The 15,618-nt window shown below is 71.8% G+C and carries 13 protein-coding genes; 2 read left to right on the top strand and 11 right to left on the bottom strand.

All coding sequences use genetic code 11. The features are described from left to right. Position 1: 1 nt before the first annotated feature. The 9 genes from OG299_RS29180 to OG299_RS29140 form a co-directional block, all read right to left on the bottom strand. Positions 2-1,213: a phosphoglycerate kinase gene (locus OG299_RS29180; protein ID WP_266630384.1), complete on the bottom strand. Its 1,212-nt coding sequence runs from the start codon at positions 1,211-1,213 to the stop codon at positions 2-4. Between the two features lie 144 nt (positions 1,214-1,357). Then, positions 1,358-2,365, bottom strand: coding sequence for a type I glyceraldehyde-3-phosphate dehydrogenase (gap, locus tag OG299_RS29175; protein ID WP_030160344.1), 1,008 nt, complete (start codon positions 2,363-2,365; stop codon positions 1,358-1,360). 232 nt (positions 2,366-2,597) lie between these two features. Next, positions 2,598-5,552: a M14 family metallopeptidase gene (locus OG299_RS29170; protein WP_327363084.1), complete on the bottom strand. Its 2,955-nt coding sequence runs from the start codon at positions 5,550-5,552 to the stop codon at positions 2,598-2,600. Positions 5,553-5,710: 158 nt separating this feature from the next. Beyond that, entirely contained in the window at positions 5,711-6,700 is a 990-nt protein-coding gene (gene whiA / locus OG299_RS29165; protein ID WP_030160342.1) for a DNA-binding protein WhiA, read from the bottom strand. Then, positions 6,691-7,755 (bottom strand): gluconeogenesis factor YvcK family protein, encoded by a 1,065-nt coding sequence (locus tag OG299_RS29160; protein ID WP_266630377.1) that lies wholly within the window; start codon positions 7,753-7,755, stop codon positions 6,691-6,693. The genes whiA and OG299_RS29160 overlap by 10 nt, the downstream gene beginning before the upstream one ends. After that, the gene (rapZ, locus tag OG299_RS29155) at positions 7,752-8,699 is read right to left on the bottom strand and encodes an RNase adapter RapZ (protein WP_266633636.1); all 948 of its coding nucleotides are present in this window, start codon (positions 8,697-8,699) and stop codon (positions 7,752-7,754) included. The genes OG299_RS29160 and rapZ overlap by 4 nt, the downstream gene beginning before the upstream one ends. 32 nt (positions 8,700-8,731) lie before the next feature. Next, positions 8,732-10,768: an excinuclease ABC subunit UvrC gene (uvrC, locus tag OG299_RS29150; RefSeq protein WP_327363083.1), complete on the bottom strand. Its 2,037-nt coding sequence runs from the start codon at positions 10,766-10,768 to the stop codon at positions 8,732-8,734. A gap of 128 nt (positions 10,769-10,896) precedes the next feature. Further along, positions 10,897-11,676, bottom strand: a complete 780-nt coding sequence (locus OG299_RS29145) for a hypothetical protein (RefSeq protein WP_442817540.1) — start codon at positions 11,674-11,676, stop codon at positions 10,897-10,899. Next, on the bottom strand, positions 11,673-12,317 hold the full coding sequence (locus OG299_RS29140) for a papain-like cysteine protease family protein (RefSeq protein WP_327363082.1): 645 nt from the start codon (positions 12,315-12,317) through the stop codon (positions 11,673-11,675). Before OG299_RS29140 ends, OG299_RS29145 begins: the two co-directional genes overlap by 4 nt. 296 nt (positions 12,318-12,613) lie before the next feature. On the opposite strand from OG299_RS29140, the gene OG299_RS29135 reads away from it, so the two are divergent. Continuing rightward, entirely contained in the window at positions 12,614-13,543 is a 930-nt protein-coding gene (locus OG299_RS29135; protein WP_327364610.1) for a hypothetical protein, read from the top strand. Positions 13,544-13,564: 21 nt separating this feature from the next. Here the strand turns inward: OG299_RS29135 and OG299_RS29130 are convergent, their stop codons facing one another. After that, positions 13,565-13,996, bottom strand: a complete 432-nt coding sequence (locus tag OG299_RS29130; RefSeq protein WP_266630372.1) for a Rieske (2Fe-2S) protein — start codon at positions 13,994-13,996, stop codon at positions 13,565-13,567. A 135-nt stretch (positions 13,997-14,131) separates the two neighbouring features. On the opposite strand from OG299_RS29130, the gene OG299_RS29125 reads away from it, so the two are divergent. Then, on the top strand, positions 14,132-15,019 hold the full coding sequence (locus OG299_RS29125) for a carbohydrate kinase family protein (protein ID WP_327363081.1): 888 nt from the start codon (positions 14,132-14,134) through the stop codon (positions 15,017-15,019). Here the strand turns inward: OG299_RS29125 and OG299_RS29120 are convergent. Beyond that, positions 15,009-15,614 (bottom strand): TetR/AcrR family transcriptional regulator, encoded by a 606-nt coding sequence (locus tag OG299_RS29120; protein WP_327363080.1) that lies wholly within the window; start codon positions 15,612-15,614, stop codon positions 15,009-15,011. The two genes, OG299_RS29125 and OG299_RS29120, sit on opposite strands and share 11 nt — an antisense overlap. Positions 15,615-15,618 lie beyond the last annotated feature (4 nt).

Below are 15,618 nucleotides of genomic sequence, written 5' to 3'. Positions count from 1 at the left end.
GTCAGACCTCCAGTGCGGCGAGGCCGGGGAGCGTCTTGCCCTCGAGGTATTCGAGGGAGGCGCCGCCACCGGTCGAGATGTGGCCGAAAGCGTTTTCGTCGAAGCCGAGCGTACGCACGGCGGCGGCGGAGTCCCCGCCGCCGACCACGGTGAACGCGTTGCTGTCGACGAGGGCCTGCGCGATGGCGCGGGTGCCTCCGGCGTAGTCGGGGTGCTCGAAGACACCGACCGGGCCGTTCCAGAAGACGGTCTCGGCGTCGACGATCTTCGAGGCGTACAGCTCACGGGTCTTGGGACCGATGTCCAGACCCTCCTTGTCGGCGGGGATCTTGTCCGCGTCGACGGTGGTGAAGTCGGCCGGGGCCTTGGTCTTCAGGTCCGGGAAGTCGCCGGAGACCAGGACGTCGACCGGGAGGACCAGCTCGACGCCCAGCTTCTCGGCGCGCGCCATGTACTCCAGGACGACGGGGATCTGGTCCTCCTGCAGGAGGGAGATGCCGATCTCGTGCCCCTGGGCCTTGAGGAAGGTGTAGGCCATGCCGCCGCCGATGAGGATGCGGTCGGCCTTGCCGAGCAGCTGGTCGATGACGGCCAGCTTGTCGGAGACCTTGGCGCCGCCGAGGACGACCACGTACGGGCGCTTGACGTCGGCGGTCAGCTTCTTCAGGACGCCGACCTCGGTGGCGATCAGGTAGCCGGCCGCGTTCGGGAGGCGCGCGGGCAGGTCGAAGACCGAGGCGTGCTTGCGGTGGACAGCGCCGAAGCCGTCGCCGACGTAGATGTCGGCGAGCTCGGCGAGCTGGTCCGCGAAGGCGCCGCGCTCGGCGTCGTCCTTCGAGGTCTCACCGGCGTTGAAGCGCAGGTTCTCGATGACGGCGACCTGGCCGTCAGCGAGGGCGGCGACGGTCGACTTGGCGGAGGAACCGACGGTGTCGGTGGCGAACGCGACGTCCGCACCGAGCAGTTCGCCGAGCCGCTTGGCGGCCGGGGCGAGGGAGAAGGCCGGGTCCGGGGCGCCCTTGGGGCGGCCCAGGTGCGAGGCGACGACCACGCGGGCGCCGGCTTCGGCGAGCTTCGCGATGGTCGGCTGCACGGCACGGATGCGGCCGTCGTCGGTGATCGTGTCGCCCGAGAGCGGCACGTTCAGGTCGGCGCGGACGAAGACCCGCTTGCCGGCGACGCCTTCGGCGAGCAGTTCGTCGATCGTCTTCATGTGTTTCTACTCCTTATCCCCATACACGGGTTCTGCCGGTGCGGGGCCGTTCGGTCGAGGCAGACAACAGGGCCCGTGCAGCGCTCCATCGCGCTGACCGGACCCTGTTCTCACATCTTGGTGCCTAGCCCTGCTACCTGAGACTTAGAGCTGGCCGCCGACGAAGACGGTCAGGTCGACGAGGCGGTTGGAGTAGCCCCACTCGTTGTCGTACCAGCCGACGACCTTCACCTGCGTACCGTCCTGAACCATGGTCAGGGAGGAGTCGAAGGTGCAGGAAGCCGGCCAGTTCACGATGTCGGAGGAGACGATCGCGTCCTCGGTGTAGTCGAGGATGCCCTTGAGCTGGCCCTCGGCGGCCTTCTGGAAGGCTGCGTTGATCTCTTCCTTGGTGGTCTCGCGGGAGAGCTCCAGGACGAGGTCGGTGACCGAGCCGGTCGGGACCGGGACGCGCATCGCGATGCCGTCCAGCTTGCCCTTGAGCTGCGGGAGGACCAGCGCGGTGGCCTTGGCGGCACCCGTCGAGGTCGGAATGATGTTTTCGGCGGCGGCGCGGGCGCGGCGCAGGTCCGAGTGCGGGAAGTCCAGGATGCGCTGGTCGTTCGTGTACGCGTGGACCGTGGTCATCATGCCCTTGACGATGCCGAAGTTCTCGTCGAGAACCTTGGCCATCGGCGCCACGCAGTTGGTGGTGCAGGAGGCGTTGGAGATGACGTGGTGGTTGGCCGCGTCGTACTTGTCCTGGTTGACGCCCATCACGATGGTGATGTCCTCGTCCTTGGCCGGAGCCGAGATGAGGACCTTCTTCGCGCCCGCGGCGATGTGCTTGGCGGCGTCGGCCTTCTTCGTGAAGATGCCGGTCGACTCGATGACGATGTCCGCGCCGAGCTCGCCCCAGGGCAGGTTCGCGGGGTCACGCTCGGCGAACGTCTTGAAGGTGTTGCCGCCGACGGTGATGGTGTCGTCGGTGTGGGAGACCTCGGCCTTGAGGCGGCCCAGGATGGTGTCGTACTTGAGCAGGTGCACCAGGGTCGCGTTGTCAGTCAGGTCGTTGACACCGACGATCTCGATGTCCGCTCCCTGCTCAAGGAGCGCCCGGAAGTAGTTGCGGCCAATTCGGCCAAAACCGTTGATGCCTACGCGGATCGTCACGAACCGATCTCCTCGTTGGTGCGCCGGCCTGTCCCGCCGGCGAGCTGTATGGGATGTCCCCGACCGCTTACGACCCTACCTCTCCGTGAGCTTTTGAGTGACATCGGCCGGGACCTGACACTCCCCCTGCCACATGGGGGGACCGCGGCCGGGGCCCCGTACCGTGCACTCGGTACGGGGCCCCGGACCTTCGATCATCGTCACTCAGCGTGAGCGATGGGGGCTCGTATGATCAGTGGTGTAGCGACCTGAGCGCCTTACCGACGAGTACGGCTCGGTCCGCCGCCGCCGGCAGGTGTTCGAGGCCGAAGCCGAGGAGCACCGTGTTACGCGTAGTGACCGACGCGTACGACTTGAACAGCTCCCCGGACCGGGACCAATCGCCCGCAACCACGGGACTTCCGGCCGGTGCGCCCTGGGCGGTCCAGGCCCCCAGCGAGGTCTCGAATCCCTCTACGGCCTGGTCTGCTCCGCCGACGGAGACGCGCGCCTCGTCCGCGAACACGCCCCGGCCGCCGGCGCCGCCGTCCGAGACGTACGAGAGGGAGACCTCGACGGTCTTGCCCGCGTACGCACTCAGGTCGAAGGAGACCTGCTTCCAGCCGTCGGACGAGCCGGTGAAGCTGTTCCACGAGCCGCTCGTGCCCTGGGCGGCGCAGCCGGCGCTGTCGAGGGTGAGGTAGTGGCGCAGGAACGGGTGGCCGTTGACGAAGAAGCCGGCCTCGCACTCCGCCGGGACGGCGGTGCTGCTCAGGCCGCCCGCCTCGGGCAGCGTGGTCCAGTCCTCCGCGCCGGCCGTGTGGGCCTCGAGCACCGCGTGGTCGTAGCCCTGTTCGGTGTTCCAGTTGAGGGCCATCTTGAGCTGCGGCTTGTCGGCGGCGGTGACCTTGGTCAGGTCGACCGTGCGGGTCAGCCGCTTCCACTCGTCGTCCTCGTGGGTGGCCGCGGCCATCCCGGCTCCGCTGTAGGGGGCGTACGGGTTCACGACCCCGGCGTACTGGCCCGACTGCGCGCTCTTGAACTGCGGGAACTGCGCGGCGGGCAGGGAGTCGGAGGTGACCGCGTAGGACCCGGGGGCGTTGAACGGGTTGCCCGCCGCGTCGCCCAGGCCGCCCTTGGCGCCGGCGAGGGCACCCGCACCGGTGAAGCCGGTGGCTCCGCCGGCACTCGTACGGCTGTAGGCGCCGAGGTAGTACTGGCTGAAGTCGTCGGTCACGGCGCGGCCGACCTGGGCGTTGCCGCCCGCGAGCTCGCCGGCCTCGATCAGCTTGCCGCCCTCGTTGAGGAAGTCGCGCACGGCGAGCTGGGTGTCGCCGCCGGGCGTCTTGGCGCCCGTGTAGTGCACGGCCGTACGGAAGTGGGAGAGCACGCCGAGGTGGTGCGGGGCGCCCTGCACCGCCACGTCCCAGACCGCCGCGGACTTCCCGTTGGCGCGCAGGGCGTCGACGTACTCCTGCGCGTGCTGGGCCTTGGCGCCCTCCTCCGCGATCACCAGCACGTCGGCGCGCGGCCGCTCGGCCACCGTGTACGTGAAGTGCTCGCTGGAGACCTGCTTGCCGGAGCGGTCGCGGCCGGTGAACCAGACCTCGACCTTGTCGCCGGGCTTGGCGCCGTCGACCTTGGCCCGGTACTCGTCGAACCAGTTGTTGTCGTCGCCGCCGTAGACGTCGCCGCCCTTCCAAGCCCTCAGCCCGTCGTCGTGCGTACGGCCGCCGTTGATGCGGAACTTGAGCTGCTTGTCCTTCAGCGCCTTGCGGGCGGTGACGGAGACCGTCTGGTCCTCGCCCTTGGCCACGTAGGAGGTGGTGAAGGGGTCCGGGGTGAAGTCGGCGGCGCTCAGGCCCACGGAGGACTTCGGCTGGTCCGGGTGGGCGGCGCTCTCGCCGACGGCGAGGGCGAAGGGGATGTTCTTCGCGAACTCCGCCTGGATGAGCTTCTCGTCGTCCGGGAAGTTGAAGCCGGACCGGCAGTCCTCGGGCTTCCACCGGTCGTTCGGGTCGCTCGCGGAGGCCGTCTGGCAGGTGGTCATCTCCGGCGTGAACATCATGACGCCGTTGACGTTGGCGGCGTGGCCGTCGGCCTCGCCGTTGGTGGTGTAGAGCTCGGAGGAGACCTGCGGGTAGTAGCCCGGGATCGCCGAGTTCTCCGGGGTGCCGGCGAGCGCCTTGTAGGCGACGTCGTCCGGGGTCGGGGTGGCCACCTGCCAGCCCACGCCGTAGAGCAGCAGCTCGGCGGCGGAGTGGTAGTTGATGGCGTACTTGAAGCCGATGCGCTTCTCGAACGTGTCGAGGGCGACGGTCTCCGGCTCGGAGGACGCCTTGGTGCCGCGGTAGGTCTCGCTCGACTGGTTCGGCGAGGAACCCTCGTTGTCGTAGCCCCACTTGTAGGCGAAGTTCCGGTTGAGGTCGACGCCGTCACCGGTGGTGATCTTGCCGTCGCCGTTGTTGTCGTGCAGGTTCTTGCGCCACAGCCGGTCGCCGTCGGGGGAGTGCGTGTAGTCGTACCCGTCCGGGTTGGCGGACAGCAGGAACCACAGCTCGGTGGAGTCCACCAGCTTGGTGATCCGCTGGTCCTTGCCGTAGTTGTCGAGGGTGTGGTGCATCAGCCGCCGGGTCATCTCCGGAGTGATCCACTCCCGGGCGTGCTGGTTGGACATGTAGAGCACGGACGGCTTGTCGCCGTCCTTGGTCGTGCGGGCGTTCTTGGTGACCTTCAGGGCGAGGATGTCCTTGCCCTGGACGGTCTTGCCGATGGAGACCACCTTGGCGAGGCCCGGGTTGGCCTGGGCCGTCTTGAGGATCTCCTCCTGGAGGCCGCCCTTGCCGCTGTACGGGCGGAAGACCCCGTCGCCGGCGGTCTGGAAGCGGGCCGCGCCCGCGGGGACCTTGTGCTCGGCCAGCTTGACGCCCCGGCCGGCGAGCTCCTTGGCCTGGCCGCCGGTGAGGAACAGCTCGACCTTGGCGGTCCCGGTCTCCGGGGCGCGTTCGGTGAGCTCGTGGGCGTCCTGGCCCGCGGCGAGGAGGAGCGGGATCTGCTCCTTGGTGACGTCCGCGTCGTAGACCCGTACCTCGTCGGCGCCGGGTGCGGCGTCTGCTGCGGGCTGGGCGTGGGCCGCCGGGAGGACGGCCAGTGTGGTTCCGAAGACGAGTGCGCTTGCGGCGAGGATCGATCTCGCGCGGTGCCTCATGTGCCCCCCTGGGCGTCGTCTGCCACGAAAGCGTTCGGACGACAGGCTCACGATCAGGCGATGCTCATGTCAATGGGGCGTGTCTCAAAGGGGCCCGCACGTGTGACGTGCGGGCCCCTTTGTGGCCTACGGGACGCGGCCTACGGGACGAGGCGCGGCTAGCCGGCCATGTTGTCGGCCAGGTCCTCGCTGAGGTTCGACTCGGTGCCCGGGATGCCGAGGTCCTGGGCCCGCTTGTCGGCCATCGCCAGCAGGCGGCGGATCCGGCCCGCGACCGCGTCCTTGGTCAGCGGCGGGTCGGCGAGCGCACCCAGCTCCTCCAGGGAGGCCTGCTTGTGTTCCATGCGCAGCCGGCCGGCCGCGGCGAGGTGCTCGGGCACCTCTTCCCCGAGGATCTCCAGGGCACGCTGGACGCGGGCTCCGGCGGCCACCGCGGCCCGCGCCGAGCGGCGCAGGTTGGCGTCGTCGAAGTTGGCGAGGCGGTTGGCGGTGGCGCGCACCTCGCGCCGCATCCGCCGCTCCTCCCAGGCCAGCACCGACTCGTGGGCGCCGAGCCGGGTGAGCAGGGCGCCGATGGCGTCGCCGTCGCGGACCACGACCCGGTCCACTCCGCGCACCTCGCGCGCCTTGGCGGCGATGGAGAGCCGGCGGGCGGCGCCCACCAGGGCCAGGGCGGCCTCCGGACCGGGGCAGGTCACCTCCAGGGAGGAGGACCGGCCCGGCTCGGTGAGCGAGCCGTGGGCCAGGAAGGCGCCGCGCCAGGCCGCCTCGGCGTCGCAGGTGGCCCCGGAGACCACCTGCGGGGGCAGCCCGCGGATGGGGCGGCCGCGGCCGTCCACGAGGCCCGTCTGGCGCGCCAGCTGGTCACCGCCGGCCACGACCCGGACGACGTAGCGGCTGCCGCGGCGCAGGCCGCCGGGAGCCATGACCACCAGGTCCGAGGAATGGCCGAAGATCTCCAGGATGTCCTTGCGCAGGCGTCTGGCGGCGATCCCGGTGTCCAGCTCCGCCTCGATGACGATGCGGCCGCTCACCAGGTGCAGCCCGCCCGCGAACCGAAGGATCGCCGAGACCTCCGCCTTCCTGCAGCAGGTCCGGGTGACGGGCAGGCGGGAGATCTCATCCTTCACCGCAGGCGTCATCGCCATGGGCCGATCCTTCCATGCATCCGAAAAATACGGTCGTACGCGGCGGCGAGCAGCTCCGGATCATGCTTCGGAGAGCCGTCTTCCCTGGCCACCGGCGCCAGCTCGACCGCGGCACCGAACCGTTTTGCGGCATCGGCGAGGGACTCGCGGTCGGGCACGGCGGCCTCGTCGGCCAGCACCACGTCCAGGGCGAGTTTAGGGGCGTGTCGGGCCAAAACCTCCAAATGACGCTGCGGAGAGAAGCCCTCTGTTTCACCGGGCTGCGGCGCGAGGTTCAGCGAGAGGACCCGCCGGGCCTTGGTCTCGATCAGCGCGTCGAGCAGTTCCGGCACCAGCAGGTGCGGGATCACGGAGGAGAACCAGGATCCCGGACCGAGCACCACCCAGTCGGCGTCCAGGACCGCCGCGACGGCCTCCGGCACGGCCGGCGGATCGCCGGGCACGACCTGCACGGAGAGCACCTCGCCGGGGGTGGTGGCCACCGTGGCCTGCCCCCGGACGGTGTCGACCTCGCCGGGGCGGGCGGGGTCGTGGCCGCGGACCAGCGCCTGCAGCTCCAGCGGCACCGCCGACATCGGCAGCACCCGGCCCTGCGCGCCCAGCAGCTTCCCGACCAGGTCGAGGGCCTGGACGGGGTCGCCGAGCTGCTCCCACAGGGCCACGATCAGCAGGTTGCCGACCGCGTGCCCGTGCAGATCTCCCTCGGACTGGAAGCGGTGCTGGATGACCCGGGCCCAGGTCTGGCCCCAGTCGTCGTCCCCGCACAGCGCGGCCAGCGCCTTGCGCAGGTCGCCGGGCGGCAGCACGCCGAGCTCCTCGCGCAGACGGCCGCTGGAGCCGCCGTCGTCGGCGACGGTGACCACCGCGGTGAGGTCACCGGTGATGCGGCGCAGGGCGGCGAGGGAGGCCGACAGGCCCTGGCCGCCGCCGAGCGCCACCACCTTGGGGGTGGCTCCGCGCCGGCGGCCGGAGCGGCCGGAGCGGCCCGCGCCGTCCTCGCCCCGTCCGGGGGTGAGGCGGCGCAGGCGGCTCAGCCGCGGGGTCCGTGCGGTCACTCGCGCCCCATGTCCCGGTGGACTACGACGGTCTCGACTCCCTCGGAGGCGAGGCGGGCGGCGAGCTTCTCGGACATGGCCACACTGCGGTGCTTGCCGCCCGTGCAGCCGACCGCGATGGTCACGTACCGCTTGCCCTCGCGGCGGTAGCCGGTGGCGATGAGCTGGAGCAGCTCGGTGTACCGGTCGAGGAACTCCTTGGCGCCGGGCTGGCTGAAGACGTAGCCCGAGACCTCCGGGTTGAGGCCTGTGAAGGGCCGCAGCTCGGGCACCCAGTGCGGGTTCGGGATGAAGCGGCAGTCGACGACGAGGTCGGCGTCGACGGGGAGACCGTACTTGTAGCCGAAGGACATGACGGTCGCCCGCAGCTCGGGCTCCTCGTCGCCCGCGAACTGGGCGTCCATCTTCGCGCGCAGCTCGTGCACGTTCAGGCTGGAGGTGTCGATGACCAGGTCGGCGTCGCCGCGCAGCTCGCGCAGCAGGTCGCGCTCGGCGGCGATGCCGTCGGTGATGCGGCCGTCGCCCTGGAGGGGGTGCGGGCGGCGGACCGATTCGAAGCGGCGGACCAGAGCGTCGTCGGAGGACTCCAGGAAGACGATGCGCCGGGTGACGCCCTTGCTGTCGAGGTCGGAGAGGGACTCGCGCAGGGCGTCGAAGAACTGCCGGCCGCGGACGTCGACGACGACGGCGATGCGCGCCACGTTGCCCTGCGAGCGGGCACCGAGCTCCACCATGGTGGGGATCAGCGCCGGCGGGAGGTTGTCGACGACGAACCAGCCGAGGTCCTCCAGACACTTGGCCGCCGTACTGCGGCCGGCCCCGGACATCCCGGAGATGATCACCAGCTCGGGGATGGCCGCCTCGGCGGTATCGCCGGGCTCCGCTGTCGTGCCCGTACTCACCTGTGCTCCGTCTCGGTCGTGCTCGGTCGTGTGGTCGGTCATCTCGTCGGTCGTCTGCTCGGTCTCGCGCTCGGTCATTGCTCGGTCCCCCGTTCGGACGATGTCTCCCAGCTGCCGCTGGGAGGTGCCCCCACCCGCGGGGGCGGGGTCTCATCCTCAATGATCTCTCCTGTCGCCGTGTTGACGGCAGGACCGGCGGGAACCGACCGGGCGAGCGCCGCGGCCACGGTCTCGGCCGTCTTGCGGCCTATGCCCGGGACCTCGCAGATCTGGTCGATTGTCGCCTGTCTCAGCTTTTTCACCGAACCGAAGTGCTTGACCAGGGCCTGCCTGCGGCTTTCCCCGAGACCGGGCACCTCGTCGAGCGGGCCCGCCTTGAGCCGTTTTCCGCGCTTGTTCCGCTGGTACTGGATGGCGAACCGGTGGGCTTCGTCACGTACCCGCTGGAGCAGGTAGAGGCCCTCGCTGGTGCGGGGCAGCACGACCGGGTCGTCCTCGCCGGGCAGCCAGACCTCCTCCAGCCGCTTGGCCAGCCCGCACACGGCCACGTCGTCGATGCCGAGCTCCTCCAGGGCCCGCTTCGCGGCGGCCACCTGCGGCTGCCCGCCGTCGACCACGACGAGCTGGGGCGGGTAGGCGAAGCGCCTGGGCCGCCCGTCGTCCTCGGCGAGGGGGTCCTCCCCGTCCTCCGGGGACCACTCCCCCGTCTTCAGCTTCTCCTGGAGGTACCGGCGGAAGCGCCGGGACACCACCTCGTGCATGGACCGGACGTCGTCCTGCCCCTCGAACGACTTGATCTGGAAGCGCCGGTACTCGCTCTTGCGCGCCAGCCCGTCCTCGAAGACGACCATCGAGGCCACCACGTCGTCGCCCTGGAGGTGCGAGATGTCGAAGCACTCGATGCGCAGCGGCGCGCCGTCCAGCTCGAGGGCCTCGGCGATCTCCTCCAGGGCCCGGGAGCGGGTGGTGAGGTCGCTGGCGCGCTTGGTCTTGTGCAGGGCCAGGGACTGCTGCGCGTTGCGGTGGACGGTCTCCATCAGCGCCTTCTTGTCCCCGCGCTGCGGAATGCGCAGGCTGACCAGGGAACCACGCCGCTCCGCGAGCCATTCGCCCAGCGCGGGCGCGTCCTCGGGCAGCGCCGGAACGAGCACCTCCTTGGGGACGGCCTCGCCGCTCTCCTCCCCGTAGAGCTGCTGGAGGGCGTGCTCGACCAGCCCGGCGGTGTCGACGGCCTCCACCTTGTCGGTGACCCAGCCGCGCTGCCCGCGCACGCGCCCGCCGCGGACGTGGAAGATCTGCACGGCCGCCTCGAGCTCGTCCTCGGCGACGGCGATGAGATCGGCGTCCGTGGCATCGGCGAGGACGACGGCGTTCTTCTCCATGGCCCGGCGCAGCGCTCCTATGTCGTCGCGCAGCCGGGCGGCCTTCTCGTACTCCATCTCCTCGGCGGCCTCGTGCATCTGCCGCTCGAGCCGGGAGAGGTACGTCCCGGTCCGTCCCGCCATGAAGTCGCAGAAGTCCTCGGCGAGTTCGCGGTGCTCCTCGGGGGTGACCCGGCCGACGCAGGGTGCGGAGCACTTGCCGATGTAGCCGAGCAGGCAGGGCCGGCCGATCTGCGCGGAGCGCTTGAACACCCCGGCGGAGCAGGTCCGCACGGGGAACACCCTCAACATGAGGTCGACGGTCTCGCGAATCGCCCAGGCATGCCCATAAGGCCCGAAGTACCGCACGCCCTTCTTCTTGGGCCCCCGCATGACCTGAACCCTCGGATACTCCTCGTTCATGGTCACGGCGAGGGAGGGGTAGCTCTTGTCGTCCCGGTACTTGACGTTGAACCGGGGGTCGTACTCCTTGATCCAGGAGTACTCGAGCTGCAGCGCCTCGACCTCGGTGGAGACGACGGTCCACTCGACGGAGGCGGCCGTGGTCACCATGGTGGCGGTACGGGGGTGCAGCCCGGCGAGGTCCTGGAAGTAGTTGGCCAGCCGCTGCCGCAGGCTCTTGGCCTTCCCGACGTAGATCACCCGGCGGTGCTCGTCGCGGAATCGGTAGACCCCCGGGGAGTCGGGAATCTGCCCCGGCGCGGGACGGTAGCTGGAAGGGTCGGCCATGCCAACCACCCTACTTCCGCCCACCGACAACCCCCGTACACCGTGCCCACCCCAGCCGCAGGGCCCGGGCGGCCGGCGGGCCGCCCGGGTCCCGCCGGCCGCGCCCCGGCGGGCGCGAACCCGAGGGGTCAGGCCACGGCGCGGCCCCGCCGCGACCGCCGCACGGCGACCACCCCGAGCGCCCCGAGCGCAAGACCGCCCGCGACGGCCCCGGCCGCTGCCGGTGCGCCCGAGGCGGCGGCGCCCGCCGCGTACCCCCCGGCCTTGCCCCCTTCCGCGTACGCCGACCCCGGCAGCTTGTCCCCGTACGCCCGCGTCACCCGCGCCCGGTACGCGGCGAGGCTGGTACCCCCCGCCCCGACGGCGCGCTCGGCGTCCTCGTCCAGCGGCAGCACCCGACTCCCCCCGGCCACGTACCACGCGTCGATCTGCGGTTCCCGGAACACCGTCCCGCCCGGCAGCTTCGCGGAGCCCATCTGCGCGTAGCGGAATTCGTCGTCTCCGGTGGCGATGTTCACGACCTGCCACCCCGCCTCCGTCCGGGCGGTCCACAGCGCGGCCTGCTGCCCGTCCGCCGAGACCGCCTTGCTGGCGAGGAACTCCAGCCGGGCCACGGACGCGCCGGCCTTGCCCGCCACGAAATCCGGGGACAGGTAGCTGACCGGTATGGCCTCGCCCTCGATCCGCGGCCGGGCCGCATCCGGCGCGACCTTGCCCTCGCGGGCGAAGAAGCGGGAGAGCGTGGCCAGGGTGTCGGGGGCGGTGGCCGCCTGCGCGGCTGCGGCCCTGGTCTCGGCGGTGACGGACTGCGGTTGCGGTACGGGGGCCGCCGAGGCCTGCGGGGCCGCCACGAGGACGGCGGCCGCGGCGAGAACCGCGGCGGCGACGAGCTTCGTCATGGCGCTCACGCCCCGATCCGGTAGAGCGAGTGGGTCCAGGAGAAGGTGCTGTTGTCCACGTACCAGGCGTGCGAGGCCCAGTTGTAGCGGTCGCTCGACGGCCACGGATCGCCCCAGTAGATCCAGCTGTCGGCGGTGTCGTAGCCGTAGATGACGTGCATGTGGCCGCCGCCGTCGGACCACTGGATCCGGGTCTCGACCGGCCGGTTCGCGTCGATCTCGCTCTGCACGGTGGTGTAGCGGAGCCAGCCGTTCACGTACGAGCCGGAGTTGATGCCGGCCCAGTTCAGGGCGGTCTGGACGTTGCCGAGGGTGGCCTGGTTGTTGGGGCAGTCGTAGCCCTGCTGACGGTTGAAGGCGGCGTTGCAGAACTGGTTCTGAGTGTAGTTGCGGCCGAACCAGGTGGCGATGGTGTTGCCGCTCGCGGCCCAGCACCAGTTGGTCTTCTGCTGGGCCTGCATGGTGATGTTCAGGCGCTTGTACGCCAGGGCGGAGCCGGTGGCGGCATCGGTTCCTGCACCGGCACCGGCACCGGCGGTGGCGGTGGCAGTGGCAGTGGCGGTGGCGGTGGCGGTGGCGGTGGGCAGGGCGAAGAGCACGGCGGTGAGGACGGCGGCCAGGGAAAGCCGCCGCCGGTTTCGGTTGCGCATCGCGTTCCTCCCGTGTGGGGATCTCCCCGGTGGGGCCGGGGAGGGTGGGGATGGAGGAGCGCGTCCGGACGCTGCTGCCGAGCATCAGGGTGTTGTCGCGATCAGGTCAACAGGCTTCAATACGCCGTGACATTGCAGTGTGAACGGCGGGGCGGCCGTGTGAACGACTGCCGTCCTTTCACCTGGACCCCGGGCGCCACCGGCGAGCCCTCCCGCCCCACCGTGCGTGAACGTTCACAGGAGGAGCCGTCGTGCGGTCGACCGGGGAGAGCCCGCAGCAGAGCGCTCAGGGCGGCCTGCACGCCGGCACTCAGGAGCTGGGGCAGCTGCTGCGCGCCGGCCCCTTCCATCTCGCGCTGCGCGCCGCCCTCACCGCCCGCGGCCTGCCCCTGCACCGCGTCCAGCACCACCTCGCGGCCCGCGGCATCAAGCTCGGCGTGACCAGCCTCAGTTACTGGCAGCAGGGCGCCCGCCGGCCGCGCCGCCCCGAGTCCCTGAAGGCCGTACGGGCCCTGGAACAGATCCTGGAACTGCCCGAGGGCACCCTGCTGCGGCTGCTGGCCGCTCCGGAGGGCGCCGGGCCCGAGGCGGTCCGCCCGCCGGCCCGCTCGTACCGGGCCCTGGTCAGCGTCGGCGCGGCCGTCGAGGGGCTGCTGGCCGGCATGGAGCTGCCCGCCGACGGCGGCCTGCACACCGTCGGTCACCACGAGCGGGTGTGGATCGGCGCGGGCGGCGAGCTGCTGGGCCGCGCATCGCAGCATGTCGTACGGGCCCACCGCGACGGGGTAGACCGGTACCTCGCCGTCCACCACGGCGACCCCGGCTGCGACCCGGCCGGGGTCCGCGTCCGGGCGGACGAGAACTGCCGGACCGGACGCGTCCGCTGGCACCGCGAAGCCGAGGTGCTGGTCGCCGAGCTGCTCTTCGACGCCCGGCTGCGCGCCGGGGACACGTACGTCTTCGGGTACGGCTTCGAGGACGGGACCGGCGGCCGCTGCACCGAGTACGTCCGCGGGTTCAGCTACAGCGGCGGGCAGTACGTGCTCCAGGTCCGCTTCGACGAGGCGGCGCTGCCGGTGCGCTGTCGGCGGTTCAGCCGGTCCGGACCGGGGGCGCCGCGCAGCGGGCTGGCGGACCTGACGCCGAGCGGGCGCCACCGGGCCGTGCACCTGGTGGAGCCGGGGGTGCGGCGCGGCTTGCTGGGGATCGCCTGGGACTGGGCGTAGGGGGTGTCGTGGTTCTCCGGCTCAGCCCGCGATGAGCTTGCCGCCCTCGGCCTTGACGGGGACGGCGGGCAGCGGGTCGGTGGCCGGGCCGCGCAGTACCTTGCCGGTCGTCACGTCGAAGCGGCTGCCGTGGCAGGGGCAGTTGCCCTCGCCGTCGTCGATCTTGTCCAGGACGCAGCCGGCGTGCGTGCACTGGGCGCTGAACGCCTTGTACTGGCCCTCCGCCGGGCAGCTGACGACCAGCTTCTTCTCCCGGAACAGCTTCGACCCGCCCACCGGGACCTCGGAGACGGCGCCGAGCTCCACCGGTGCGGCCGGGACCGCCGGGGAGCCGGAGCCGCTGTTGCTCTCGGGGGAGCAGGCCGCGAGCGCCGTCCCGCCGCCGACGGCTCCGACGATCGCGGCGGCGCCCTTGAGCACGGTTCGGCGGGCGGCGGACTGCGACGCGGACATGCGGTTCTCCTGGCCTGAGGGGTAATGCAGGTGGTTCCGGCGGTGCTGCTGGTTCTGATGGTTCAGCTGCGCCTGCCGGGCCCCCCGACGATACCGCTGCCCGGTTCCGCCGCCCGATGGGATACCTTCCCCCGCGTGATCGTCGTCGGTGGAGAAGCCCTGATCGACCTCGTGCCCGTGGCGCAGCCGCCGGGCGCGCTCGTGCCGCGGCCGGGCGGCGGGCCGTACAACACCGCCCTCGCGCTGGGCCGGCTCGGTGCGGACGTCGCCTTCTGCTCCCGGGTCTCGACGGACGGCTTCGGCGAGGGCCTCCTCGCCGGGCTGCATGCGGCCGGGGTGGACCTCTCGCTGGTCCAGCGCGGACCGGAGCCCACCACCCTCGCCGTGCCCTCGCTGGCCCCGGACGGCTCGGCGGCGTACGGCTTCTACGTGGAGGGCACGGCCGACCGGCTGTTCACCCTGCCCGAGGCGCTCCCCGCGGACACCCGGGCCCTGGCGCTCGGCACCTGCTCCCTCGCTCTGGAGCCGGGCGCGAGCGCGTACGAGGCCCTGCTGCGCCGGGAGTCCGGGCGCGGGGTGCTGACTCTCCTGGACCCCAACATCCGCCCGGCGCTGATCGCGGATCCGGCGGCGTACCGCGCCCGGTTCCTGGGCTGGCTGCCGTACGTGTCCGTCCTCAAGCTGTCGGAGGAGGACGCCCGGTGGCTGGGCGGCCGGGTCTCGGACTGGCTGGCGGCGGGGCCCTCGGCGGTGGTGCTGACCCGGGGTGCGCAGGGGCTGACGGTCCGGACCCGGGAGGGTACGGAGCACACGGCGCCGGCCCGCCGGGTCGCCGTGGCGGACACGATCGGCGCGGGCGACACGGTCAACGCGGCCCTGCTGCACCGCCTGTCGGGACCGGCGGACCCGGCCGGCGGCCCGGTGGACTGGCCCGGCGTCCTGGCCTACGCGGCCCACGCGGCGGCGCTGACCTGCACCCGGGCGGGCGCGGAACCGCCGTACGCCGCGGAGCTCAGCGGATAGCGGCCCACAGGGTCCGGGCCACGGAGGGGGCGAACTCCTCGACGGGCCGGACCACCTCCGGGCCGGAGAAGTGCAGGAAGAAGGCCCGCTGGAAGCAGGCGCCGAGCAGCAGCTCGGCCGCCGCCTGCGGATCGGCGTCGGGGCGCAGTCGCCCCCGCTCGAGCTCGCGGCGCAGCCGGCCGGTCAGTGCGTCGCGTACGACGTGGGGGCCGGTGCCGATCTCCTGGACGCCCTCCCGGTGCCGGGTCAGCAGGGCGGGCTCGGCGAACAGCGAGGCGGCCATGGGCATGGCGTCGGCGTAGAAGAGCGAGGCGTGGCGGGCGATCGCGGTGAGCGCCTCCTCCACGGAGCGCTCGTCGTGGTCGCCGGCGAGCTCGGCCATGAGCGGCCCGGCGTTGGGGGTGCGCTCCATGAGGACGCGCACGAAGAGCTCCTCCTTGTTCGCGTAGTGCTTGTAGAGCGCGGCCTCCGAGCAGCCGGCCTCGCGGGCGATGGCCTTGGTGGTGGTGTTGGCGAGCCCGATGGTGCGCATGAGCTTCTCGGCGGCGTCGAGGAGCCGCTCGGGCGTGGGCCGGCTTGACTTCGGGGTGAGCATTCAC

It is taken from the genome of Streptomyces sp. NBC_01296 (genome assembly GCF_035984415.1).
In the GTDB taxonomy this organism is placed as follows: domain Bacteria; phylum Actinomycetota; class Actinomycetes; order Streptomycetales; family Streptomycetaceae; genus Streptomyces.
The sequence above is the reverse complement of the archived record's forward strand: the minus strand, read 5'-3'. Positions and strand labels throughout refer to the sequence as shown.